The organism is Bacillus halotolerans, assembly GCF_001517105.1.
Taxonomy (GTDB): domain Bacteria; phylum Bacillota; class Bacilli; order Bacillales; family Bacillaceae; genus Bacillus; species Bacillus halotolerans.
On record NZ_LPVF01000013.1, the window covers coordinates 200644 to 226295 of the forward strand.

The window sequence follows — 25652 nt, forward strand, 5'->3', positions numbered from 1 at the left end:
CAAAACTAGAAGCAAATCGCCAAACAAACAGGTATTCCACGAAAAGCTGAAGTTTTCGACAAAAAGACACGCAAAAATTGTATGATCCTCACGCTTAATGCACACGATACTTGTGAGGAGGTGCCGTATGAAATCTAGACCGAAAAAAGCCGGCCAGCAAAAAAAGACAGAATCAAAAGCAGTTGATTCTTTAGATAAAAAACTAGGCGGCCCGAACCGTCCTTCTACGTAAGAAGCAAGGAAATTCCTTGCTTCTTTTATTTCTTCAGCCAATGCTCCACCGCAAAGAGCGCATGCAGCTGACGTTTTTTGTTTACATACCAGTCAGTCAATTCTATCTGCCGCGGCAATGCTTCCCGCTCAAAGAGGCCTTTCTTTATCTTTCCATGAAACCAATCTGTTTTCTTTCCGTCTAATGAGTGAGTTAATTCAGGGTAGCATGTCCTTAGCATAGGAGATGTCCTTTTTGTGATTCCGATCATTTTTTCCATATCAAAACGGGAGCCTGTATGCGGCACTGTGTGCAAAAAGTCATAAAAAGAAGAAAACAGTTCCGGACTGAACAGCAATTGTGACAGCTGTTTTCCAAGCCTTATCCTTTCTTCAGTTTTAGAAAAACGCTTGGCCGAAATACCGTAAAGAATGCCGTCTGAAGAAGGAAAAATAACGGTGTTGAAATGAAACCAGTCACTTAAATAAAAAGGAATCGTGCCAAAAACGTTCTTTTTGAACGAAGGATTTTGTATAATAGGTGTTTGGATAGTGTTTTGTTCATTTATAATGAGAGCATACATGAGCCGCTCCGTGTTTCGTTCATGCCAAAAACGGGTCCACTCTTCTGTCATAAATTGTGATACGCCAAACAATTGCAGATAGTTGAACAGGGGCTTCCCGATTTTTACAGACCAGTGGTACAAAAGAAGCTGCGGATAGGCATCTGAAAAGATGAGCCAATTCGCTCTCTCGTAGGCCAAAAAGAACCACCTTTGCTGTGACTCACGCAGACCAAGCTGAAACAGACTGCCCTTTAAATCAGTCATCGACCAGCCGGCATTGCGTGAAACGAAGGAAGCTAAGAGCGACCATTTAATTTCCGGATGACGGTCATAGAATGTTTTATAAGCATTCGTTCTTGAAATATTATCGGCGTTTTTGACTGCCGTCTGCCGCTCAATCCGGCGAAGAAGCTTTCTCATAGCCTGTTGTTCTTGCACGTTCATTCACTTCCGTCAATAATAGTTTAATAAGGAGGATGAGAAAGTGATTCGGTATCCTAACGGAAAAACGTTTCAGCCGAAACATCCGGTTTCATCCCAAAACAGTCATAAAAGAGCGCCATCTTACAGTAATCGCGGAATGACCCTCGAAGATGACTTAAACGAAACGAATAAGTATTATCTGACAAACCAAATTGCCGTGATACACAAAAAGCCGACACCTGTTCAAATTGTAAATGTCCATTATCCAAAAAGAAGCGCTGCAGTCATAAAAGAAGCCTATTTTAAACAATCATCGACAACAGATTATAACGGTATTTATAAAGGGCGGTACATTGACTTTGAGGCGAAAGAGACAAAAAACAAAACCTCTTTCCCCCTGCAGAATTTCCATGACCATCAAATTGAGCATATGAAGCAGGTAACGGCTCAAGACGGTATTTGTTTTGTTATTATATCCGCTTTCGGCCAGGTTTATTTTTTAGAAGCCGATAGGCTGTTTTATTTCTGGGAAAGAAAAGAAAAAAACGGCAGAAAATCAATTCGAAAAGATGAGTTAGAGGAAGCAGCTTATCCGATTTCTCTTGGATACGCGCCAAGAATTGATTATATTAGTATTATTGAGCAGCTTTATTTTTCGCCATCATCTAGTGCGAAAGGTTGATTAACGAAAGGTTGAGATGTTATGTCAGATCAATTTAACAGCCGTGAAGCTCGACGTAAAGCGAACAGCAAGTCGAGCCCTTCACCGAAAAAAGGCAAGAAACGAAAAAAAGGCGGTTTGTTTAAAAAGACGCTATTCACTTTACTCATTCTATTTATCCTGGGTGTAGTCGGCGGCGCCGTAACATTTGCCGTCATGGTTTCAGATGCGCCATCACTGGACGAAAACAAATTGAAGACGCCTTATTCTTCAACGATTTATGATAAAAATGGAAAAGAAGTCGCAGAAGTCGGTGCCGAAAAGCGTACCTACGTCTCGATAGATGAAATACCTGATGTCGTAAAAGAAGCCTTTATCGCGACAGAGGACGCACGTTTTTACGAACACCACGGGATTGACCCTGTCCGTATCGGAGGTGCCCTTGTCGCCAACTTTAAAGACGGCTTCGGAGCTGAAGGCGGGAGTACGATAACCCAGCAGGTCGTTAAGAACTCCCTTCTGTCCCATCAAAAGACGCTGAAACGGAAGGTACAGGAAGTGTGGCTTTCAATTCAGCTGGAGCGCAATTACTCTAAAGATGAAATTTTAGAAATGTATTTAAACCGAATTTATTTTTCTCCTAGAGCTTACGGAATCGGAAAAGCGGCGGAAGAATTTTTCGGCGTCACTGATTTAAGCAAATTGACAGTGGAACAGGCTGCGACACTTGCGGGTATGCCGCAAAGCCCGACTGCGTACAATCCGGTTAAAAACCCTGATAAAGCGGAAAAAAGACGGAACATTGTACTCAGCCTGATGAAAAAGCAAGGATTTATTTCTGATTCTCAATATACTAAAGCTAAAAAAGTTGCGATGAAAGATGAAGGCGTTGTTTCACAGAAGGAATATGAAAAAACAAATTCAAACAAATACAGCGCCTTTGTTGATGAAGTCATGAAAGAAATAGATGAAAAATCTGATGTCGATCCATCTGCTGACGGATTAAAGATCTATACAACACTGGATACAAAAGCACAAGACACTTTAGATGAATTAATGGATGGGGAGACTGTCGGATTTACTGAAGGAATGCAAGGCGGCGTTTCGCTTCTTGACACAAAAACTGGTGAAGTCCGGGCAATCGGTTCCGGAAGAAACTCAACAGTTGGGGGCTTCAACTATGCCACTCAAGCAAAAACTCAGCCTGGTTCTACGATAAAACCAATCCTAGACTACGGACCAGTTATTGAAAATAAAAAATGGTCCACCTACGAGCAAATTGATGACTCAGCTTACACATATTCAGATGGAACACCTATCCGAGACTTTGACCGCTCATATAAAGGACCAATGTCTATGCGTGAAGCACTGGCACAATCTCGTAATATCCCGGCTTTGAAAGCATTCCAAGCAGTCGGAAAAGACACTGCAGTGGATTTTGCTAACGGATTGGGACTCGGTTTAAATAAGGAAAAAGTGTATGAATCGTATTCTATCGGAGGATTCGGAGATGACAACCCGGGTGTCTCTTCTCTGACAATGGCAGGAGCATACAGCGCATTTGGAAATAACGGAACGTATAATGAACCGCATTTTGTGAAGTCTATTGAATTTAACGATGGAACAAAGCTTGACTTAACACCGAAATCTAAGTCAGCAATGAGCGATTATACAGCCTTTATGATTACAGATATGCTGAAAACAGCTGTTAAGACAGGTACCGGACAGCTTGCACAAGTACCTGGAGTCGAGGTAGCCGGTAAAACAGGAACAACAAACTTTAATGAAGATACAATACAAAAGTACAATATCGCTCCTGGCGGTGTGCCTGATTCCTGGTTTGTCGGGTATACACCTCAGTACACTGTTGCTGTATGGACAGGTGTAGATTCACAAAACAAGTTAGGGAAAAAATCTTTAAATAAAACGGAACAGCAAGTCGCAAAACGTCTATTTGCAAAGCTTATCGCCCAAGTCGATGACGGAAGCGGATCATTTGAGAAACCTGACAGCGTAGTGGAAGCGACTGTGGAAAAAGGCTCTAATCCGGCAAAACTGGCAGGGCCGAATACACCAAGCGATAAAAAGGTCACAGAGTACTTTGTAAAAGGTACATCTCCTTCTACTGTTTCTAAAACATATGAGAAAGAAGAGAAAGAAGAAACAGCAAAACTGTCTGGTTTAAGTGTGAAATATGATAAAGATAATCAATCATTGACATTAAGCTGGAAGTACGACGGAGATGCGACCTTTGCTGTTAAGCAATCTGTTGATGGCGGCAGCTACTCTGAAGTTCAAAACAGCTCTGCAAAAGAAGCAGTCATTTCGGGCGTGCAGCCAGGCTCTGTATACAAATTCGAAGTGACAGCCGTCAGTGATGATGGCGAAAGTTCAGCGTCGACATCCTATGAAGTGCCAAAAGCCGAAGAGGATGAAGATAAGGAAGACCAGCAGCAAACGGATGATGAAAATAAAGATGATGAGAAGACTCAGGATGACACACAAACTGATGATTCTCAAACAGATGACAGTCAGACAGATCAAGATCAGACAGATGATTCAACAAACGATCAAGACAAAAAACAAGACAACACGAACACCAATCCGTCCGACAACAGCAACCAAGACCAATCTAACGATAACAGCAACAATAACAACGGCCGCAAAGAAGAGGACGCGTCAGATGGTGACTCAACGGATGATTCATCAGGGTCTAATACAGATAAAAACAAAACAAATACTTCTGGTAATACACAAACGAATTCATCATCAACTGAAAAAACGAATTAAAGACAAAGCCATCACCCTTTAAAAGGTGATGGCTTTTTTCTGCACAATAAAACCTCCCTCTTTAGGGGAGGTTTTATCGTTTCATCGCGTGATGCTTATAAAAATGCTTTTTCATTTCTGTAAAAAGTTCATCTAGCTGGATAAAGCAATGATATTGGGTCGGCTTCAGCAGAATAAACTCCACTCGTTCAGCCCAATTAATCGGCTTAGCCGGAAATGATTTTTTTGTCAGTTCTGACCAATTCAGCGACATCACCCGCTCACCCGCTGTCCAATGAAACGAAACAAGTAAACATACAATCCCTTTAAGCATGTCGTTTTGATCGCATCTGGACTTTCTTGTTTGAAATACGGGGAGAAGTGATTCTTTTGTTTCTTCCCACACTTGAAATAGATACGGAACGTACTTGGCGCTGTTTTCCCACGGCAATATGTCCTGCGTGGTCTCGCAGAAGTCAAAATACAAAGGATTAATCCTTAATGGTTCCTTGATATCAGTGAAGTCAATGTGTCCTAGACTGCGCAAATATTGCTCATAAGAAGCTAACAATTCATTCGCTGCCGTCATCGTTTCACCAGCCCTTTTTTATCTCTCTTCTGCCCTTCTCTGCACAGAGAAAGCAATGGACATTCCGCACAGCGCGGCGATTGTGCCTTACAGTGGTATCTTCCGAAGAATATGAGACGATGATGGGTAACGGACCAATCTTCTTTAGGAACCTTGCGCATCAGTGTCTTTTCGACTTCCAGCACCGAATCCTTCCACCGGCAGATTCCCAGACGCTTACTGACCCTCTCGACGTGTGTATCCACTGCAATGGCCGGTACGCCAAAGGCAACAGATACGACAACATTGGCGGTCTTCCGGCCAACTCCTGGGAGTTTCACAAGCTCATCACGGTCCTTCGGTACTTCTCCGCCATAATCTTCAATAATCATTTTACTCAGTTTTTGAATATTTTTTGCTTTATTACGGTACAGACCGATTGATTTGATATCCTGCTGAAGCTCTTCCAGAGAAACAGATAAATAGTCTTCCGGCCGTTTATATTTTTGAAATAATGTTTTGGTCACCCTGTTTACAAGTGCGTCTGTACATTGCGCAGATAAAGCGACTGCCACCACTAATTCAAAGGGATTGGAATGAACAAGTTCACACTCCGCGCGGGGAAACATGTCGCCTATCTTCTCTAAACAGAATTCAATTTGTTTTAGATTTAACACGATTGTCACCTTTTCACTTTATTGTTCAAGCCAATTGTAAAAAGGAACCTGCCTCTTATACTCTTTTTGCGGTTCATTCTGTTTAGTTTGAACACGCCGGAATTTTTGACTGTGGATTTTGGCCTGCTCCACTGTTTTCAGCCCGTTTTTCTTCCATTCAAACAAAATCCGGTCAATGTAGCGGAAGCTGAGTTTTCCTGATAATACAGCCTCTTTTAAAGCGTGTTTAATCAGCTGTGCATCATGCTGATCCTGATCCTGCCAAATGGCCAGCGTTTCACACTCTAAAGGAGATAACGGTCTTGCAAACTCTTCTTCAAAAATCGTATAAAGGCTTTTTTGTTCCCCTTCTGCTTTTCTTTCTTGTGTTTGATTCTGGGCAAGCTCTATATACTCATAGAGCTTGCCCCATAAAGGCTGGAGTGAATATTTCTCAAACTTGATGCCGTTTTGGTCTTCGCCTTCCTCAATAAACAGAAAACCCTTTTGGATAAACATACGCAATCTGTTTGTGCATTCTTCAACAGAAATCGTCATGCCTTCCTGCAGTTCATGCGGTGTAGGAAAATAAGATCCCTTTTCTAAATGCATTTTGATTTTCAACAGCAGAATCAGTTCTGTTTCGTTAAGTCCAAGCTGTTTATAGTGGGTCAGCAAAAGATTGGGGATCGTTGACATCCCCATCTCCTGCATATCAATAAATTGCTGTTTTTTCATCGTTACACCTCTTACTGTAAAGGATAGTGTTTTCCCCTTTACTGTAAAAAGTCTCCCTTGCAGGAGACTCTTTTTACTTGTTTCATTTAAATGTATTACGGATACAGACGGTTCAACAGTCTTGGGAACGGAATTGTTTCACGTACGTGAGGCGCTCCGCTGATCCAAGCTACTGTACGCTCTAATCCAAGGCCGAATCCGGAATGTGGAACTGATCCATATTTTCTAAGTTCAGCATACCATTTATATGCGTCAGAATCCAGTCCATGTTCTTTAAGGCGCGCTTCCAATAGTTCCATATCGTGAATCCGTTCAGAACCGCCGATGATTTCTCCGTAGCCTTCAGGCGCGATCAGATCTGCGCAAAGCACTACATCTTCGCGGTCAGATGCCGGCTGCATATAGAACGGTTTTAAAGACGTCGGATAGCGAGTGATGAAAACCGGTTTGTCATAGTGCTCGGCAATCGCTGTTTCATGAGGCGCTCCAAAATCGTCTCCCCACTCGATATCGTCAAAGCCTTTTTCTTTCAGAAAATCAACCGCTTCGTCATACGTAATTCTTGGGAACGGCGCTTTGATTTGCTCAAGTTTTGACGTGTCTCTTCCTAGTGTGTTTAATTCAATTTTGCAATTCTTAAGAACCGATTGCACGATGAATGAAACGTAATTTTCCTGTACCTGAAGGTTTTCTTCAAATTCAACAAACGCCATTTCCGGTTCGATCATCCAGAATTCGATTAAGTGGCGTTTTGTTTTAGACTTTTCTGCTCTGAACGTCGGTCCGAAGGAGAATACTTTTCCTAATGCCATCGCCGCAGCTTCCATGTACAGCTGTCCGCTTTGAGAAAGGTAAGCATCTTCATCGAAGTATTTTGTCGCAAAGAGCTCAGTTGTTCCTTCAGGCGCGCTTCCAGTCAAAATCGGCGGATCTACTTTTACGAAGCCTTCGTTATTAAAGAATTCGTAAGTCGCGCGAATGATTTCATTGCGGATTTTCATGATCGCATGCTGGCGCTTTGAACGAAGCCATAAGTGTCTGTGATCCATCAAAAATTCCGTACCGTGTTCCTTTGGCGTAATTGGATAATCAGTCGCTTCGTGAATGACTTCAATATCTGTGACAGCTAATTCATAACCAAGCGGAGAACGCTCGTCCTCTTTGACAATTCCTTTTATATAGAGTGACGTTTCCTGCGTCACAGATTTAGCCGTTTGGAAAATGCTCTCTTCAACCTCCGCTTTTACAACGACACCTTGAATAAAACCTGTACCGTCTCTCAGCTGTAAAAACGCGATTTTCCCGCTTGAACGCTTATTAGCGATCCAAGCTCCGATCGTTACTTCCTCACCTACGTGCTTGTACACTTGGTTGATTGTTGTTTTCAAAATATTTCCCTCCAAAACAAGAAGACATTCGGAAGCTTTTGCCCCGCGAACTCTTTTATCATCACTTTATTATACCCGGTCTTAACTGACCGGGTCAATGCAGATAAAAAGCGGCTTTTTGTCAGCCGCTTTCTGATCCGTTAGCTATGTTTTTCTACAAATCGTTTGATTCGTTGCACCGCTTTTTCCAGAAGGTCTAATGATGTCGCGTAGGACAACCGGACATTATCAGGAGAGCCGAATCCGGAACCTGGAACTATCGCGACTTTTTCTTCTTCAAGAAGCGCCTTGACAAATTCATCTACATCTTTGAAACCGCAAGTTTGAGCTGCTTTTTTTGCATTCGGAAATAAGTAAAAAGCACCTTCCGGCTTCACGCAGCTGAAGCCCGGGATTTCAACGAGCTGATCATAAATCGTGTTTAATCTATGCTCAAATGCTTTTCTCATCTCCTCCATTGGCTCAGAAGGTCCGTTGTATGCGGCAATCGCTCCGTATTGCGCGATGGATGTCGGATTTGACGTGCTGTGGCTTGCAAGGTTTGTCATCGCTTTGATGATCTCTTCTGCTCCAGCCGCATAACCGATTCTCCAGCCTGTCATGCTGTGTGATTTTGATACGCCGTTGATGACGATCGTTTGCTCTTTCAAACGGTCAGACAGCTGTGCGATGGAAACGTGTTTTTTTCCGCCGTATGTAAGTTTTTCATAAATTTCGTCAGATACTATCAGGATGTCATGATCAAGGCACACTTCGCCAAGCGCGGCCAGCTCTTCTTCTGTATACATAACGCCAGTCGGATTGCTTGGTGAATTAATAACGATTGCTTTTGTTTTTTCTGTAATCGCTTTTTTCAGCTGCTCAGGAGAAATTTTAAAGTGATTTTCCTCAAGCCCTTCCACATAAACAGGCTGACCTCCAGCGAGTTTCACCTGTTCCGGATAGCTTACCCAGTAAGGCGTTGGGATAATCACTTCGTCTCCTTCATCCAAAATCACTTGGAAAAGGGTATACAGTGCATGTTTGGCACCAGTACAGACAATCAATTGAGACGGTTTGTATTCAATATTCTGGTCACGTTTAAATTTCTCTGCAATGCTGTTTTTTAATTCAGCCAAACCGCCTGAAGGCGTGTATTTCGTATGTCCTTCGTTCATTGAGCGTACAGCTGCATCAATAATGTGCTGCGGTGTATTGAAGTCGGGTTCGCCCGCTCCAAGGCCGATGACATCATGGCCTGCCGCTTTCAGTTCTTTCGCTTTCGCTGTAATGGCCAGTGTGGTAGACGGTGTTAATGCGGATACTCTTTTTGCCAGTTTCAACTTGAACTCCCCCTAATTCGTCTTAAGGCGTGATATTTTTGAGAATCTTTCCAGTTGTAAAGTCCACATAACTTAAACTGTATTGTCCTTCTTTGTCTAAGTACGTTACTTCCCAAAGCAGGACGTTCCCTTCTCTTGCCAGGTGAATCTCTTTTTGCTTTGAAACCAGCCCTTCATCTTGTATGATTTTCGCCGCTTTGTCCTCGGTGATTCCCTCTTTTGCTTCTTTTGAGAGAATTTTTGCTTTTTTATCTTCAGGAACCCATACATATAATTTGATGCCTTTTTTGTCGGTTCCCTTTACGATATAATACTTTTCTTTTCCGACAAATGTTTCGACTTGATCAACGCTGGTGAGGTCGGTTTCTTTTTTCGCTTCAGCAGCTGCTGCTTCGTGCCCCTTTTCCTTTTGTGCCATGGCTGATTTATAAATGTTTGCCGAGACAAGAAGTACTGCTAAAAAAATAATACCAAATATGGCGGTAAATATTAATGCTTTTTTTCTCATCTTCTCACCTACGTACGATAAATGGTAAAAACGGCTTGGTTTTTGTTTTCTTCATCAAGCGCAAGACCGAACATCAGATTATCTCTTTTCAGTGTCCGATTCAGCGTGTCTACAATTTTATAAAGGTCATCCGAATGCTCTACATTAATAGTTGAAAGAATTTCGATTTTGCTTTCCATTTTTTCATCCTCCAAATTGAACAAATATTGTTAGTCATACTCCTTTTCAGGACGCGCCATACTAGTACCACAAAGCGGAAAAACCCGCTTTTACAAATAAAACACGTCCTACTCCCACACCGGAAAGCCGCTTTATGCGGCTTTATTCACTTTTTCCGGCAACATAAGCTTCAATCTCACTGTCAGTCACTTCAGATATTGCTGTTGTCGGCAGAGCATCAAGGAACAGGCGCCCGTAACCAGCGGTTTTGACCCGTCTGTCTAATATGACAATCGTTCCTTTGTCTCCGGCTGTCCGGAGCAAGCGCCCAATTCCTTGTCTGAACGTCAGCACCGCTTCCGGCAGTGAGACCGTTTGAAACGGATTGCGCCCTTTCTTCCTCGCCAGCTCACATTTTGCAGCGTGCAGCGGATGATCCGGAGCCCGGAAAGGAAGTCTCACGATGATCACTGTCGTCAGTTCATCGCCAGGGAAATCAACGCCTTCCCAAAAATGATTCGTTCCAAGCAAAATGGCCTGATTGGCTGTTTTGAACGTTTTCATCAGTTTTCCGGGACTGCCGCCGGTTATGCCCTGAGCCAAAAGCTGTATGCCTGAAACACTCATGGCGAGCTTGAGTTCCTGATGCACTTTTTTCAGCATGTCATGAGACGTAAACAGCACAAGGATTTTCGGCTGTTTTTCTTTTGCCATCAGTTCGATATAACGTGCGGTATCCTGTATAAATTCAGTCTGCCCCGTATCTTGGATCGATTTTATTTCTTTTGGTATCATTACCTGCATCCGCTCATCATAAGAAAAAGGCGACGCGATCCTCATTGTGCGGGGGAAAAAGTCACTTAACCCCAAACGCTCAATGATAAAATGAAACGAATTTTCTATCGTTAGGGTTGCAGATGTAAGAACGACACTGTTTTTCCGGGCGAAAAACTGATCAGCAAGAAGCTCGCCCGGTTCCAGCGGCTGCGCATATATAGCTACTGCATTCTTCGCACCTTTAGCATCTATCTCAATCCAAACCGCTTCATTGTCATCTGAGCCAAAGAACAGCTGATTTAGAGTCTGGCAGTACTCCCCCAAATCATTCATGCTTCTATTATATTCATCGGCCAAAAAAGCATTTTTGCTTTTCATAGCCGTCAGATGTTCTTCCATCAGAGCCGTCTGGGTCTCAAAAAGCTGCTGCAAATGCGCCAGCATAGAACAGAGCCTTTCCGCTCCATCTGTTAAAATAGGCCATCCTTTATCGTGACTTTTTTTGTTCACGTTAAAGACAAGACGGTTTAAGTCTTCTTTAGGTTTTCTTCGTTTGACAAAAGAATGCACAGAGCTGAAAAACGCATCACTTTCCGCCTGAATATGCTGAATCCACTCCTCCACTTCGAAAAATGAATCCACCGGCAGGCTGTGACGCTGAAAAAGCTGTCTCATTTTTTTCAGAAGCCCCTGCTCTTTAAGCGTTCCGATTCTGCTCAATTTTGTATGCAGTTCTATGTAAGTTGCTCTTTTTCCTAAATGTTCGCTTGCAGCACGTTCAAAATGGTGTGCTTCATCAATTACAAAAGTCCCGCTATCCGGAAGTCTTTTTTTCCGGCTCGCCTCATCGGTTAGCAGAAGAGAATGATTCGTAATCACCAGATCAGACCGCATGGCACTTTGTTTGGCCCGTTCATAAAAACCAATCACTTGATCCCTCTGATGTCGTTTATAAGAATGATCATCATATGCCAATCTGTCCCACAGCAGTTTTCCGCCTGACGGCAAATTCAGTTCTGCTACATCTCCCGTGTTTGTCTCTGTCAGCCAAACAAGAAGCTGGGCTTTTGTCAAAACGGCATCATAGTTATCATCTTCCTCATGAAGCACCTGCTCAAACTTATAAAGACACAGATAATGCGATTGCCCTTTTAAAATAGCCGCAGTCACCGAAAAAGGGAACATATCTTTGATGATCGGCAAATCCTTCGTCAAAATCTGTTGCTGAAGAAGGGTTGAATACGTGCTGATGACGACCGGCTTTTTTGACTTTTTAGCAAAAAGCGCAGCCGGAATCAGGTAGCCGATCGTTTTTCCGATTCCCGGAGCAGCTTCAATCAGCGCGTGTTCACGATTGGCAAAGGCATCAGCCACTTCTTTCATCATCAGCATTTGGCCTTCTCTTTTTTCGTACTGGGGCATGAACTCAGAGAGCGCTTTTTCATTTCCTGCTGCCCAATTTTCCATCTCAAATAGAAATTCTTCATCTTCTTTGAGACGTTCAATCACAGGTTCTGGTTCTCTGACAGAAAAAGATGAAAAACGCGTATAGCCTGGCATATCTGTATGTCTGTTTTCATAAATGAACATATCTAACAAATGCGTCAGATCACTGATAAAATGCTGTGACAGCCTTCTTAACTGCTTTAATGTCGGATAAGGAAGCCGCCTTAGCTTTTCAAGAATTTCCAAAAAAATAAGTCCTGTGACTTCAGCGTCGCTGTCAGCTCGATGCGGCTGATCATGCCGCAGCTGAAGCTCTTCGCTTAATTCAGTCAGCTTATATCCCTCAAATCCCGGAAATGCGATACGGGAGAGCTCAACAGTATCCAGCACTTCACAATCTGGGAGCTGGAAACCCGCTTTATGTAACTCATGCTTCACAAACCCGAGGTCAAAATGGATATTGTGGGCGACAAAGTAAGCGCCGTCAAGCAAATGAAACACTTCTTCAGCCACTGCTTTAAACGGCGGCTGATTTTCTACCATTTGATTCGTGATTCCCGTAAGCTGTTCAATAAAAACCGGAATGGATTTATTTGGATTAATATATTTTGAAAACCGCTCAGTAATTTGTCCATTTTCAATTACAACCGCTGCAATTTGAATGATTTTATCGCCCTTTTTTGGCGAATTCCCTGTTGTTTCTACATCTATAACAACGAACCGTTGCTTTTTCATTAAAATGGACACCTCAATTCTTGCATACGACAAAAGTGTAACACGTTTTGTACGGAAATGGAGCGGCAAAACCGTTTTACGCTGAAAATCTTAAACGAAAACCCCCGATAAAGGGGGCGGTATATCTATAAAATAGTGCTGGCAGGTTCTTGTCCAAGCATTTGTTCAATTTTGTTTTGGTCATTCAAAACGGCAACTTTCGGCTGATGGTTTGCCGCTTCTTGATCAGACATCATTTTGTAGGAAATAATAATAACCTTATCGCCTTCCTGTACAAGGCGTGCGGCAGCTCCGTTTAAACAGATGACTCCGCTTCCGCGCTGACCGGGAATAATGTACGTTTCCAGGCGTGCTCCATTGTTATTATTCACAATTTGCACTTTTTCATTAGGAAGCATTCCTACCGCATCAATCAGATCTTCATCAATTGTAATGCTGCCCACATAGTTAAGATTTGCTTCTGTAACCGTTGCCCTATGAAGCTTTCCGCTCATCATCGTGCGATACATCATTATATTCTCTCCATTTCTTGAATATCAATAATGATATTGTCTATTAAACGCGCTTTTGAAAATGCAACTGCTACAGCCAGAATAATCTTTCCTTCGAGCTTGTTCACAGGCTCAAGTTCCGGATAAGAATATAGCTCAACATAATCAATTCTGCCGCTTGTCGTTTCAATGATGTCTTTTGCAGCATTGATGACCGCTTCAGGATTTCTCTCACCTGCTCTGATCAGCTCGGCACTCGTCTGAAGGGCTTGGTAAAGCTTAGGTGCTTCTCTTCTTTCCTCAGCCGTTAAATACACATTCCGGGAGCTTTTGGCTAACCCGTCTTCCTCTCTGACCGTATCTACAGCAACCAGTTCAATATCCATGAAGAAATCACTGATTAAACCATCAACAACTGCCACCTGCTGCGCATCCTTTAAACCAAAATAAGCGCGTGTCGGTTTAACAAGATTGAACAGCTTCGTCAGCACGATGGCAACTCCGTCAAAGTGTCCTTCCCTTGAACGCCCGCATAAAACCTCAGTACGTCTCTCAACATGTATCGTTACATTTTTTTCACCGGGATACATGTCACTGGCATCAGGAGTGAAAAGAATATCAACGCCGGCATTTTCCGCAAGAGCGGCATCACGTTCGAGATCGCGCGGATACGCTTCAAAATCCTCCCCGGGACCGAATTGCGTCGGATTTACAAAAATACTCATAACGACGGCGTCATTTTCTTGTCTGGCTTTGTCTGCCAAGGTTAAATGCCCTTCATGAAGAAATCCCATCGTCGGAACAAATCCGATTGTTTTGCCTTCTGACTGATATTGTGTAATGATTTCTTTCAGCTGTGAGATATCTGTAATCTGCTTCATCTTATTTTCCTCCGTACAAGCCTTCCAGGACTGTCTGATTCATCTGAAAGGAATGCTTTTGTTCAGGGAAAGCACGATGTCTTACATCATGGACATATCCACTGATTGCTGTTTCTATAGTGCCGTCAATTTGCGTATATTGTTTCACAAATTTAGGTGTTCTAACAACACCATGGCCGATAACATCGTGATAAACAAGAACCTGTCCGTCCGCTTTTACACCAGCTCCGATTCCAATGACAGGAATAGATAATGTTTCTGCGATTTTTGCCGTGAGTTCTGCAGGCACACATTCAAGCACAAGCATCATGGCCCCCGCTTCCTCACATTTTATACTGTCTTCTATTAATTTCTTGGCGCTTTGTTCATCTTTGCCCTGTACTTTATATCCGCCTAATACACCGACTGATTGCGGTGTCAGCCCTAAATGACTGACAACAGGAATGCCACCGAGCGTCAAGGCGCGGATGGATTCAAACACCCCTTCACCGCCTTCCAGCTTCAGCGCGTCGGCTCCGCTTTCCTGAACGATAGCTGCGGCATTTTTCAGCGTATCCTCTTTAGACAAGTGGTAGGACATAAACGGCATGTCGGTTACGATAAATGTATTTGGCGCACCTCTTTTGACCGCTTTCGTGTGATGGATCATATCCGCAACTGTCACGCCGACAGTTGAATCAAGGCCTAGCACGACCATTCCTAGTGAATCGCCGACTAAAATCATATCCACTCCCGCTTGTTCAGCAAGCTTGGCTGCCGGATAATCGTAAGCCGTCAGCATGACAATCGGTTCTTCCTTCTCTTTCATTTTTAAGAAATCAAGTTTTGTTTTCACTTTTTCTCCTCCTCATTTTTAGAGGAGATGAGCTGCCGTATCTTATCCAAGCCAAAAAAACCTTCCGCTACACGAGAAGGATTCTTCACTTTCTAAAGTTCGGCGAGTTTCATCCCTCTGTCCCAGTCCTTTTTGGATCAAGGCAGACTGCTGCAATGTCTATCTATTTTTTATGAATAGGTGCAGTTCGCAGGCGATACTGCCCAATGGAAGTATATCAAAATCAACAGGCTTGTACCAACTACAATGAACCCATTTCGATATCTGCCGAATAGATTTTTTTTATGCCTTCCTTTGTTTCTAAAAGAAGAACACCCTCTTCGTCTATTCCTAAAGCTTTCCCATAAAATGTTCCGTTTAGCGTTCTTGCTCTTAATTCACTGCCGATTCCAAGCGCATAGCTTTCCCACAGAAGTTTAATCGGCGTGAAACCATGCGCTAAATAATCTCGGTACCGTTTTTCAAAAGAAAGCAAAATATGCTGCATGACGCTGGCCCGATCTATTTTTTCACCGGCTGCCTGACTAAGGCTCGTTGCGGTTTCCTTTAGCTCCTCGGGAAAATCATCGGCCTCTTGATTAACGTTTATGCCTGTTCCAATAATGACTGAACGGACGCGGTCTTCTTCCGCCTGCATTTCAGTTAAAATGCCGACTGCTTTTTTTCCGTGAATTAATATGTCATTAGGCCATTTAATATCCGTTTGGAGACCTGTTGCCTCCTCTATTCCTTGCACAACAGCTACCGCAGCAAGAAGCGTAAGCTGAGGTGTTTTTTGAAGCGGAATGTCTGGACGCAAAATCAGGCTCATCCAGATGCCTGTTCCTTCTTGAGAATGCCACACCCTTGACATACGCCCTCTGCCGGCTGTTTGTTTATCTGCGACAACGAGAGTGCCCTCCGGCGCGTTATCATTAGCAAGCTCATGAGCCTTTTTTTGAGTGGATGAAAGGACGTCATGATAAAAAAGATGCTGGCCCATCACTTCTGTTTTCAGCCCAAACCGAATTTCACTTTCACTGAGTTTTCCAGGCTTTTTGATAAGCCGATACCCTTTTCTTCTGACAGCCTCCACTTCATAGCCTTCTTTGCGAAGCTCCTCAATATGCTTCCATACAGCTGTTCTCGAGCATCCGAGAGCATCACTGATTTTTTGGCCGGAAATAAACTCGCTTCCGGCCTGAGAAAATAATTCAATAAGATCGTTTCTTAAGGTTGATCGCATGTCTTCAGCCACTCCTCTATGTGTTCCTTCTGATTGGAGAGCTTTCCCATTACAACAGCCTGCTCTATCCGCTGTAATTCTTCAGACACCCATTTTCCAGCGGGCTGGTTTCGCAGTGCAAGTAAATCCCGCCCTGTGATGGCAAGATCCTTCAGACTTTTGATGGGCAGGCTTTGATAAGCTTCTCTAACTTCCTTCAGTCTCTCGCCGTTCAGCTGCTTGGTTTGCCGGAGCATTGATATTTTGACGGCAGATAAAAGCGCTTTTTCACCAGCCTTGTACATGGACATAGCGTCAAGGCTCTGGCCAAACGTATCGGCAATGTGAGCGGCTTCCTTCATCACTTTTCCAGGGAGCTTCCAGGCTTTCAGGAAAAGCATCGCTTCTTTCAAGTCTATCTGAAGATCAAGTAGAAGCGCTGCCCAAAGCTCCTCACGAGAAGTGAGAAGAGAAAACGGAAACTCGCTCGCCGTCAGCAGGTTCTCCCGTTTGTGATAAAAACCCGGCAGTTCTTCATAAAGCCCCGTATGTACAAGCATTTGAATGGCCTCTTGGGACGCTTTTCCCAGTAAAAGCTTCTCGAACTCTATTGTTTTCCGTTCGACTGATACATGAGAAAGAAGTGTTTTCTCTTTTATGATCGCTTCTTCTGTTTCTTTCGAAAGCGTAAATCCGAGCTGGCTCATAAATCGCACCGCTCTCAGCATACGAAGCGCATCTTCCTGAAAGCGGTCCTCCGGTTTTCCAACCGTTCGAATCAGCTGCTGATCAATGTCTTTCTTGCCGCCAAAATAATCAAGAACTTGACCGTCAGCTGTCATGGCCATCGCATTAATCGTCAAATCCCTGCGTTTCAAATCCTCTTCTAATGAAGTGATAAAGTGTACTTCTGACGGTCTTCTGTAATCTTCATAATCTGATTCAGTCCGGAATGTAGTGACTTCATAGGTATCATCTTCCCAGAGCACGATAATTGTCCCGTGCTCTTTGCCGACATCAACTGTCCGCTTAAAAAGCCGTTCTACTTGGTCCGGTGCCGCATCTGTCGCAATATCGACATCTCCAATATTTCGTTTCATATAGCTGTCACGAACTGCGCCTCCGACAAAGTAAGCTTGATGGCCTGCTTCAATTAATGTGCGGAGCACGGGAAGTGCTTTGATAAAAATTTGTTCCATGTCATCACTCCGGTTCTGCTAAATCGGCATATATCTGTTCATACTGGCTGACAATCTTTTGTGACGAAAATTCATTATTGAGCATTTCCATGGCCGCTTCGGTAAACCGCTTGCTCAGCTGTTCGTCTTCTAAAATGCGAACCGCTTTAGCTGAAGCGGCTTCGACATCGCCGACATCCACCAAAAACCCGCTCACATTGTTTTTTATCACTTCAGGGATACCGCCAATATTCGTTCCGATGCAAGGCACTCCGCATGCCATCGCTTCAAGCAGGACAAGGCCGAAACTTTCTTTTTCAGACAGCAGCAGCTTCAGATCACTGATGGAGTATAGCTCCTCGACACGATCTTGATTTCCAAGCATCAGCACTTGTTTTTCCAGCCCATATTTTCTGACAAGCTCACAGGCCACTGATTTCTCAGGACCGTCTCCGACTAAGAGCAGTTTTGCTTTTGTTTTGCCGGCTATATTTCGAAACACCTGGATGACATCCTGCACACGTTTGACCTTTCTGAAGTTGGACACATGGATTACGACTTTTTCATCCGGCAGTATGCCGTGTTTCTCTTTAATGGCCGCTGTATTTTTCTTAAGGTATACACGTTCATCTATGAAATTATAAATCGTTTCTATTTTTTTCTCCGGCTTAATTAAATCGTACGTTTCAGCAGCAAGTGCTGATGAGACCGCTGTCACCCTGTCTGAAGCCTCTATCGCAAAACGTATAAGATCTTTTAAGGATGGATCGTAGCCTAATACTGTAATATCCGTTCCATGCAAAGTTGTTACGATGCCGATATTCCGTTTCAGCATCTGCTTTGCGAGATAAGCGCAAACCGCATGCGGCAGAGCGTAGTGAGCGTGGATGATGTCTAAATTCTCCCGTTCTGCAACCTCAGCGATTTTGCTTGCCAATGTTAAATCATACGGCGGATACTTAAAAACGGCATATTGGTTAACTTCAACTTCATGAAAGTGAATATTAGGATGGTATGTATTTAGTCTGAACGGGATGCTCGATGTTATAAAATGGATTTCATGACCCTTTTCAGCAAGCTGTTTCCCGAGTTCTGTCGCAATGATACCTGAGCCGCCGACGCTCGGATAGCATGTAATGCCTATTTTTAACTTTTTCATTGTTCGCCCCCAAGCACATCATGATCCAGCATCAGCATCCGATTGGAAAAGAAGCCCTCAGCGTACCCTACACCTGCTTCTTTGCCGTACAGCTTTTCTCTTGCTTCAATGATCTCGATATAACCGTTCGTCAATGGTGTTGAAACAGAATTCTGTGACGGTACAAACTGGCTTTTGTAGGCATTGAGGCTTTTCTTTTTATCCTCTATTGTATCCGAGATATCAATAACAAAATCAGGCTGATGAAAACCATTTATCATATAATAGTAGACCTTACTTACTTTATGCGCAGGCAGGCTGTTTTCATCTTTATATTTATGAATTCCTGCTGAAAAGATCGCTTCTTCTACAAGTGCGGCAGCATTGCCGTGATCCGGATGACGATCCTTTTTATATGGCATAAACACCGCTTTCGGCCGGCAGGTTCTAATGACTGTGACAATCGCCCGAATCGCCTCATCACTCATCATCAGCCCGCGATCAGGGAGCGTCAGCTGAATTCTTTTGTCCACACCTAATATACGGGCTGCTTCGGCCGCTTCTTCTTTTCGCAAACTGACTGTTCCGTTTGAAGACAACTCCGCTTCAGTCAAATCGCATATCACGGTTTTTTTCCCTGTTTGACAAGCTTTGCTATTGTGCCGCCCATACCAATCTCGACATCATCACTATGGGCGCCAAAAGCAAGAACGTCAGCATTATACATGAGGTTCTTCTCCCCGAAGAAGATTGCGGAATTCAAAAACGCCTTCATCAAGTGTGCGAACCAGAATTTCTGCAGTTCCCATATTGGTGGCAAGTGGAATCGAATAAACATCACATAAACGGATTAATGCCGAGACATCCGGTTCATGCGGCTGTGCGGTCAGCGGGTCGCGCAAAAAGATAACTAGGTCAAGTGCGTTAGCGGCAATTAACGCGCCGATTTGCTGGTCTCCGCCTAAAGGGCCGGATTGAAAACGCTGAATTTGAAGGCCCGTCGCCTCTTGAATTTTCAATCCCGTTGTTCCTGTTGCATATAGATCATGATGACTCAAAATCTCTTGATAAGCGGTTGTAAATTGGATCATATCCTGTTTCTTCTTGTCATGCGCGATCAAAGCAATTTTCATCATTTATCCCCCTGTCTAATCAATGATATTTTCCAATCCGTAGACAAGCTGATCAATCTTCATGACTTGTTCTACAGACAGTTTTACACCGGACATGAAGGAAGCACGGTTATAAGAATCGTGACGGATCTGCAGCGTTTGGCCGTCCATGCCGAACATCACTTCCTGATGGGCGATCAACCCTGGAAGACGAACACTGTGCAGACGGATTCCGTTTAGCTCCGCACCTCTTGCTCCTGGGAGAATTTCTTTTTCATCTGGATGTCCTTGCTGTTTTTCTTTTCGAACCTCGGAAATCATTTCAGCTGTTTTGAGAGCCGTTCCGCTTGGCGCGTCAAGCTTCTGATCATGGTGAAGCTCAATAATCTCAACATCATCGAAGTAATTGGCAGCCATTTTTGAGAATTTCATCATGAGTACCGCACCCAATGCAAAATTTGGAGCGATGATAGCCCCGATCCCTTTTTCTTCTGTCAGAGATGTAAGTTCTTTCAAATCAGTATCAGAGAAACCGGTCGTACCCACTACAGGGCGGACACCGTGTTCTAATGCAACTTTTGTATGTACTTTCCCGATTTCGGGTGTAGTTAAATCAATCAATACATCTGGTTTTGTTTCTGTAAAGCAGGCATGGATATCTGTGTAAATAAGAGCATCAGACTCAACAGACATCACATCAGATAATTTGTGCTGATCGTATGTATGGTCAACTGCTCCGACTAGGTCAAAATGAGGTGTTTTTTCTGCCAATTTCACAGCTTCTTGCCCCATTCTTCCCCGCGGTCCTGCAATGACTACTTTAATTGTTTCGTTTGACATCTTGATCTCCTCTACTTTCCTTCTTCTTTTCTTGTCCAGCGGTCTTTATCTCTAGTATTAAATTTATGCATGACTCGGTCGTGGGCTTCCTCTAATGAAATATCAAGTGAGTTGGCTAAACAAACCAATACAAACAGCACATCTCCCATTTCCTCTTCCATGCTTTTATCATCTTCAGTCGCTTTTTTTGGTTTTTCTCCATAACGATGATTGACTTCTCTTGCAAGCTCGCCCAGTTCTTCGGTTAATCTTGCCATCATGGCAAGCGGGCTGAAATACCCTTCCTTAAATTGGCCGATGTAGCGGTCCACCTCAGCCTGTATATCTTTCATTGTTTTATCACTCACTGCACGAAACCTCCTATCATCCTCTTACATGTTAGCTAATTCGGATACGTTTGACAAATGTTTAAGCACGTTTGCTGTTTTCTTTTGCATCCACTATAATATAAACGCTATCTAATGGAAGGAAAAGGGGTTTTGTGTGATGCTTGGAGAAATTAGATTAAAAAACATATTTTTTATTTTAATCGGTGCAGCAATTTTTTCATTTGGCCTGGTTCATTTCAATATGCAAAACAATCTGGCAGAGGGTGGATTCACGGGAATTACGCTATTGCTTTATGCCCTTTTCCATATTAGTCCTTCTATTTCAAACCTGGTTTTGAATATCCCGATCTTTTTTATCGGCTGGCGTTTGCTGGGCAAGACGATGTTTGTATACACCCTAGTCGGTACTGTAGCACTGTCTTTATTCCTCAGCATTTTTCAGCGATATGAAATACATATGCCCCTTCAGCATGATCTTGCGCTTGCCGCTTTATTTGCCGGCGTATTCATTGGAGCCGGCTTAGGCATTATTTTTAAGTTCGGCGGTACAACGGGCGGGGTTGATATCATTGCCCGTTTGGTCAATAAGTATTTTGGGATACCAATGGGCCGAACGATGTTTGCTTTCGATGCTTGCGTGATCATTTTATCATTGCTTACCTATCTCTCTTACAAAGAAGCCATGTACACATTGGTTGCCGTTTTTGTGGCGGCAAGACTGATTGATTTTATACAGGAAGGCGGATACGCAGCTAAAGGTGCAACAATCATCTCTGCGAAAAACGACCAGATTCAGAAGAAAATTCTTGAGGAAATGGAACGGGGCGTTACCATTTTGAAAGGACAGGGATCCTACACGAAAGAGGATCTAGACGTGCTGTATTGTGTAGTGCCCAAAAACGAACTGGTCATGCTGAAAAGTGTGATCAACTCCATTGACCCTCATGCCTTTGTCGCGGTCAGCGATGTCCACGATGTGCTTGGGGAAGGATTTACACTCGATGAAAATAAAAATCCGCTCCCGCGCTAATGTTTCTTGAATGACAAAAGGCGGCTGCCGCCGCCCCTCTTACTCATTTTGGATAATCCCGCTTTTTTAGCTTCTTTTTCTCCGCTCTGTATTTTCTGTAACCGACATAAGTAAGTGCAGTAATGATGATACCGCCTGTAGTGATCATCACCCATAACAAAGACGGATCTGCATCATCCTCTTCCACCCTGTCAAATACACTCTTCAGATCGTTCTGGAGTAGGGAAAGCCGTTCAAGCTTTGTACTCTCGGTCATTTGCTGAAACCCCTCTTGCTCAATCACTTCAATATGTTTTCCGACTGTATCAAGCTGATCTTCTGATATATCGATTGTAAGACTTGGATAAATCAAATCATACAAGCTGATAAATTCGTTCCACTTTTCATGAAAGCTCGTACTTTCATTTTTTTGGACATCCTGCTTGAGTGCGGCAAAGACCTCCATAATCGGCTTCTCCAGTGACCCCCAAAGGGGATCAGACTGATTGTCAACAGCATCCATCAGCATTCTGAACTGCGCGGCTGCTCTGAGCTTTTGTGTGTCTGATGCATCAGACTGTTTTAAACTCCGTACCATATCGTTATAGCCCAAAGTAATCTGGCGAATTTGGGCTCCAGTTAACATGCTGTCTTGCTTCTGTTTTTCAGCGGATTTTAATGTTTTTTCAAAATAAGATAAGACTTGCAGCGCCTCTTCATATTTCGACTGGCGGGTCATTTGAAAAACCGTATCGGATAAATCATTCAATTCCTTGAGGCTTCCCCGCTCTTCAGCCTTGGCATTCCCATTATAAAAAATAAGAGCAATCAACAAACAGATCGTCAGCTTTCGTTTCATGCAGGTCCCTCCCACTCTCTCTCCTTACAGGATATGAAGGAAGGGACAAGGATAGACCAAGATTGTCTTTACGTCAGTTGAAGCTTTGTTTGCTTTTTCGAAGTGACGAGATAGAAGGCAAGTCCGATTGAAAAGATGCTCAGCCAAAACGTTCCGTATCCTATGTCAGTCATATATTCAGAAAGCATGGAGTATTGCGGCATCATTCCAAACAGGTAATCAATGACATCATTATGAAGCGTCCAGACCGCAGCGATAACAAGATGCCATAATGAAAATCGAAAATACGGGCTGTACAGCACCCCCTGGACAGCCATTGCAAAATGCGAGGCAATCAGCATATAGCCTTCCCATGGCAAATCACCCGTTACAGCTAATACGAGAAGATTCATTCCGACCGCCCACAAGCCATATTTCACGAGCGTCACTAACGCAAGCGCTTCAAAAAGCGGAGCATTCCGCTTCATGAGAAAGGCCAGCAGCACAAACAAAAAGAAAAACGTTGCTGTCGGGCTGTCCGGGACAAAGATGAGGAAACGGGCCGGCGTCTCCAAAAGCTGAGGCAAGTACCAATAGTATCCGTAAACCGTTCCCAGAAAATTGATCGCTAAGACAAGAATAAGCATCGTTCGCTGTCCTAATACATATTGAAACCATTTCACATCAAATCAACTCTCAGTCTGTAAAAATAATGTGTCCATATAAAAAAGCTGACGCCTGGTCAGCTTTTGATAATAAAAGTATATCCTTCCGTTTCGCAATTCACAATACGTTATTTTGCCGTTGTTTCGGAAATGAATTTCGCAAGTTCTTCAAGCTGCTTATCATTTCCTTTGAACACGCCTGCCGGCATTTGGCCTTTTCCTTCAACAGCGATCTTTTTGATTTCTTCCGGCTTCAGTCCGGTGTCTACCAATGAAGGCCCGGCCGCTCCGCCTTGAAGATTATCCCCGTGACATGAAATACAGCCCTGCTCCTGAAAAATTTTATATCCTTCGGCACTGGTATCGATATCCGCTTCTTTTGTGATTTTCCCCTGCTCCTCCGCCTTTGCCCAGTCGTGAGTAGCTACGGACTGCCAGGTCAAAAATACAGCCGCGGAAATAGCCAAGAGCATCATCCCGACAGCCACGGGACGCTTCCAAGGCCTTCTTTCCGTTCCCCTGTCGAGAAATGGTGCCAAAAGCAGAGCGCCAAAGGCGATCCCCGGCATAATCATAGCGCCGACCACCGTAAAGCTCCCAGCGGCGTATTCGTATTTCAAAAGCTGATATAAGAAAAGAAAATACCAGTCCGGCAGCGGAATATAACCTGTATCCGTCGGGTCCGCCATCCGCTCCAAAGGCGGCTGGTGTACAATCGTCAAAACAAGAAAACCGATCAGAAAGACAGCTCCGACCATCCATTCCTTCAATAGGAAATTTGGCCAGAAGGCTTCTGTTTTACCGGGATACTCTGAGTAATCCTTCGGTATATTCGGCTTTTTCTCAGCCGGTATCCTTGAGTCTCCTACAAATTTCATCCCTTTGCCCCGGTGCATGTCATCCCCTCCCTTTTATTCGCAGATCAAGTTTAAAGCGGTCCTGAAATCCCCTGCTTACGGATCATAATAAAGTGTGCGGCCATCAATCCAAACAAGGCGGCAGGAAGAAAGAATACATGGATCGCAAAAAACCTAGTCAGCGTTTGGGCGCCTACAATATCCGGATGCCCTGCCAGGAGTGTTTTGACTTGCGTCCCGATCAAAGGAGTGGCCTCAGCGATCTGCAGCCCGACTTTTGTGGCAAACAGAGCCTTCATATCCCAAGGAAGCAAGTAGCCTGTAAACCCAAGCCCAAGCATGACAAAAAAGATTAACACACCGACTATCCAGTTCAGTTCCCGCGGCTTTTTATACGCCCCTTGGAAAAAGACCCTCAGCGTATGTAAAAACATCATCACAATGACCAAGCTGGCGCCCCAATGGTGCATTCCCCTGACAATCTGGCCGAATGCAACTTCATTTTGCAAATAATATACCGATTCCCAGGCATTTTTAATATCAGGTACATAGTACATCGTTAAAAACATCCCAGACAACACTTGGATAACGGTTACAAAAAACGTCAGTCCCCCAAAACAGTACACAAACGCAGAGAAATGATGGGCGGGATTCACATGTTCCGGCACTTCGTGATCGGCAATATCCCTCCACATCGGTGTAATATCAAGCCGTTCATCTACCCAGTCATAAATTTTGTTCAGCATGTCACCCTTCCCCCTTAGGCTTTGCTTTTCCAAGATACAGGAAGCCGTCTTTAACTTCTTGCTCGTAATGATCAAGAGGCGCAAGCGGCGGCGTGCCCGGGACATTGGTGCCGTCTTTTTCATAGAGTCCGTAGTGGCAAGGACAGAAAAATTTATTCGGATTTTTAGGATCGCTGTTCCAGTTCACCGTACACCCCAAATGCTTACAAATTGGTGAAAGTGCTACAATCTCATCCCCATTTTTGAAAACCCAAGCTGATCTCGATTCTTCCGACTCATACCAGGCATCGACTTGATTAATTTTGAAATCAAAGCGCTGCGGCTCTTTTGTCAGCTCATCTACGCTGACAACCTGAACCATGTCCTGCTTTCCTGTCGATTTTAATACCGGGTCGAGTGCAAAGCGAACCATAGGCATGAGCATACTAGCCGCCATAAACCCCCCTACGCCTGTAAGCGTATAATTTAAAAATTGACGTCTCGATATATCATGTCTTCCGCCCATCTCTTCTCCCCCCTCAAGGTCAACCCTGCAAACTGACTAAAATAGAAAATATTTCATAACTCTAGACACCCTCATAATATATGAATCTCTCAGCAAGG

The 25652-nt window shown here is 43.7% G+C and carries 27 protein-coding genes and 1 pseudogene; 4 read left to right on the forward strand and 24 right to left on the reverse strand.

What is annotated here, in order from left to right:
- The first annotated feature begins 127 nt into the window (after positions 1-127).
- Entirely contained in the window at positions 128-232 is a 105-nt protein-coding gene (gene sspM, locus AU387_RS19055) for an acid-soluble spore protein SspM (RefSeq protein WP_010334703.1), read from the forward strand.
- Positions 233-257: 25 nt separating this feature from the next.
- Here sspM and AU387_RS19060 read toward each other — a convergent pair whose 3' ends face one another.
- Entirely contained in the window at positions 258-1220 is a 963-nt protein-coding gene (locus AU387_RS19060) for a DUF2515 domain-containing protein (protein WP_059336613.1), read from the reverse strand.
- A 40-nt stretch (positions 1221-1260) separates the two neighbouring features.
- Between AU387_RS19060 and recU the strand changes: the two genes are divergently transcribed.
- Positions 1261-1881, forward strand: a complete 621-nt coding sequence (gene recU / locus AU387_RS19065) for a Holliday junction resolvase RecU (protein ID WP_044155259.1) — start codon at positions 1261-1263, stop codon at positions 1879-1881.
- 21 nt (positions 1882-1902) lie between these two features.
- Entirely contained in the window at positions 1903-4650 is a 2748-nt protein-coding gene (locus AU387_RS19070; RefSeq protein ID WP_059336614.1) for a PBP1A family penicillin-binding protein, read from the forward strand.
- A gap of 73 nt (positions 4651-4723) precedes the next feature.
- Here AU387_RS19070 and AU387_RS19075 read toward each other — a convergent pair whose 3' ends face one another.
- The 18 genes and pseudogenes from AU387_RS19075 to AU387_RS19155 all read right to left on the reverse strand — a co-directional run bounded on the left by AU387_RS19075 (position 4724) and on the right by AU387_RS19155 (position 20952).
- Complete coding sequence (locus AU387_RS19075; RefSeq protein ID WP_059336615.1) at positions 4724-5218, reverse strand: YpoC family protein; 495 nt, start codon at positions 5216-5218, stop codon at positions 4724-4726.
- Positions 5215-5874 carry an endonuclease III gene (gene nth / locus AU387_RS19080; protein ID WP_059336616.1) on the reverse strand — a complete coding sequence of 220 codons (660 nt, stop codon included), beginning with the start codon at positions 5872-5874 and terminating at the stop codon, positions 5215-5217. The genes AU387_RS19075 and nth overlap by 4 nt, the downstream gene beginning before the upstream one ends.
- Before the next feature lie 18 nt (positions 5875-5892).
- Positions 5893-6591, reverse strand: a complete 699-nt coding sequence (gene dnaD, locus AU387_RS19085) for a DNA replication protein DnaD (RefSeq protein ID WP_044155229.1) — start codon at positions 6589-6591, stop codon at positions 5893-5895.
- A 95-nt stretch (positions 6592-6686) separates the two neighbouring features.
- Positions 6687-7979 carry an asparagine--tRNA ligase gene (gene asnS / locus AU387_RS19090; protein ID WP_044155223.1) on the reverse strand — a complete coding sequence of 431 codons (1293 nt, stop codon included), beginning with the start codon at positions 7977-7979 and terminating at the stop codon, positions 6687-6689.
- A gap of 140 nt (positions 7980-8119) precedes the next feature.
- The gene (aspB, locus tag AU387_RS19095; RefSeq protein WP_044155214.1) at positions 8120-9301 is read right to left on the reverse strand and encodes an aspartate transaminase AspB; all 1182 of its coding nucleotides are present in this window, start codon (positions 9299-9301) and stop codon (positions 8120-8122) included.
- Between the two features lie 22 nt (positions 9302-9323).
- A complete protein-coding gene (gene tseB, locus AU387_RS19100) occupies positions 9324-9809 on the reverse strand; it encodes a cell wall elongation/penicillin-binding protein regulator TseB (protein ID WP_044155205.1) in 486 nt (161 codons plus the stop codon).
- An 8-nt stretch (positions 9810-9817) separates the two neighbouring features.
- Positions 9818-9988, reverse strand: coding sequence for a YpmA family protein (locus tag AU387_RS20875; RefSeq protein WP_003225588.1), 171 nt, complete (start codon positions 9986-9988; stop codon positions 9818-9820).
- Between the two features lie 142 nt (positions 9989-10130).
- Positions 10131-12926, reverse strand: a complete 2796-nt coding sequence (dinG, locus tag AU387_RS19105) for an ATP-dependent DNA helicase DinG (RefSeq protein WP_059336617.1) — start codon at positions 12924-12926, stop codon at positions 10131-10133.
- Positions 12927-13051: 125 nt separating this feature from the next.
- Positions 13052-13435 carry an aspartate 1-decarboxylase gene (panD, locus tag AU387_RS19110; RefSeq protein WP_044156733.1) on the reverse strand — a complete coding sequence of 128 codons (384 nt, stop codon included), beginning with the start codon at positions 13433-13435 and terminating at the stop codon, positions 13052-13054.
- 2 nt (positions 13436-13437) lie between these two features.
- A complete protein-coding gene (gene panC, locus AU387_RS19115) occupies positions 13438-14298 on the reverse strand; it encodes a pantoate--beta-alanine ligase (RefSeq protein WP_059336618.1) in 861 nt (286 codons plus the stop codon).
- A gap of 1 nt (position 14299) precedes the next feature.
- The gene (gene panB / locus AU387_RS19120) at positions 14300-15133 is read right to left on the reverse strand and encodes a 3-methyl-2-oxobutanoate hydroxymethyltransferase (protein ID WP_059293706.1); all 834 of its coding nucleotides are present in this window, start codon (positions 15131-15133) and stop codon (positions 14300-14302) included.
- A gap of 241 nt (positions 15134-15374) precedes the next feature.
- Entirely contained in the window at positions 15375-16358 is a 984-nt protein-coding gene (locus AU387_RS19125; protein ID WP_059293705.1) for a biotin--[acetyl-CoA-carboxylase] ligase, read from the reverse strand.
- Positions 16343-17536 (reverse strand): CCA tRNA nucleotidyltransferase, encoded by a 1194-nt coding sequence (locus AU387_RS19130; protein WP_059336619.1) that lies wholly within the window; start codon positions 17534-17536, stop codon positions 16343-16345. The genes AU387_RS19125 and AU387_RS19130 overlap by 16 nt, the downstream gene beginning before the upstream one ends.
- Positions 17537-17540: 4 nt before the next feature.
- On the reverse strand, positions 17541-18674 hold the full coding sequence (gene bshA / locus AU387_RS19135) for an N-acetyl-alpha-D-glucosaminyl L-malate synthase BshA (protein WP_024121846.1): 1134 nt from the start codon (positions 18672-18674) through the stop codon (positions 17541-17543).
- Positions 18671-19380, reverse strand: a pseudogene (gene bshB1, locus AU387_RS19140) (bacillithiol biosynthesis deacetylase BshB1). Before bshB1 ends, bshA begins: the two are co-directional and overlap by 4 nt.
- Positions 19373-19786, reverse strand: coding sequence for a methylglyoxal synthase (gene mgsA, locus AU387_RS19145; RefSeq protein WP_044155160.1), 414 nt, complete (start codon positions 19784-19786; stop codon positions 19373-19375). The pseudogene bshB1 and the gene mgsA overlap by 8 nt, the downstream one beginning before the upstream one ends.
- Before the next feature lie 15 nt (positions 19787-19801).
- Positions 19802-20605: a 4-hydroxy-tetrahydrodipicolinate reductase gene (dapB, locus tag AU387_RS19150; RefSeq protein ID WP_059336620.1), complete on the reverse strand. Its 804-nt coding sequence runs from the start codon at positions 20603-20605 to the stop codon at positions 19802-19804.
- Between the two features lie 11 nt (positions 20606-20616).
- On the reverse strand, positions 20617-20952 hold the full coding sequence (locus AU387_RS19155; RefSeq protein WP_004398044.1) for a nucleotide pyrophosphohydrolase: 336 nt from the start codon (positions 20950-20952) through the stop codon (positions 20617-20619).
- Between the two features lie 139 nt (positions 20953-21091).
- On the opposite strand from AU387_RS19155, the gene AU387_RS19160 reads away from it, so the two are divergent.
- Positions 21092-21964: a YitT family protein gene (locus tag AU387_RS19160; protein ID WP_044155146.1), complete on the forward strand. Its 873-nt coding sequence runs from the start codon at positions 21092-21094 to the stop codon at positions 21962-21964.
- A gap of 43 nt (positions 21965-22007) precedes the next feature.
- Here the strand turns inward: AU387_RS19160 and ypjB are convergent, their stop codons facing one another.
- The 5 genes from ypjB to AU387_RS19185 form a co-directional block, all read right to left on the reverse strand.
- Complete coding sequence (gene ypjB / locus AU387_RS19165) at positions 22008-22802, reverse strand: sporulation protein YpjB (RefSeq protein ID WP_044155141.1); 795 nt, start codon at positions 22800-22802, stop codon at positions 22008-22010.
- A 68-nt stretch (positions 22803-22870) separates the two neighbouring features.
- A complete protein-coding gene (gene lhaT / locus AU387_RS19170) occupies positions 22871-23464 on the reverse strand; it encodes a lipoprotein heptaprenylglyceryl N-acetyltransferase LhaT (RefSeq protein ID WP_044155135.1) in 594 nt (197 codons plus the stop codon).
- Between the two features lie 110 nt (positions 23465-23574).
- A complete protein-coding gene (locus AU387_RS19175) occupies positions 23575-24342 on the reverse strand; it encodes a menaquinol-cytochrome c reductase cytochrome b/c subunit (RefSeq protein ID WP_010334724.1) in 768 nt (255 codons plus the stop codon).
- A 32-nt stretch (positions 24343-24374) separates the two neighbouring features.
- A complete protein-coding gene (gene qcrB, locus AU387_RS19180; RefSeq protein ID WP_003225560.1) occupies positions 24375-25049 on the reverse strand; it encodes a menaquinol-cytochrome c reductase cytochrome b subunit in 675 nt (224 codons plus the stop codon).
- A 1-nt stretch (position 25050) separates the two neighbouring features.
- The gene (locus tag AU387_RS19185) at positions 25051-25554 is read right to left on the reverse strand and encodes a Rieske (2Fe-2S) protein (protein ID WP_010334725.1); all 504 of its coding nucleotides are present in this window, start codon (positions 25552-25554) and stop codon (positions 25051-25053) included.
- Positions 25555-25652 lie beyond the last annotated feature (98 nt).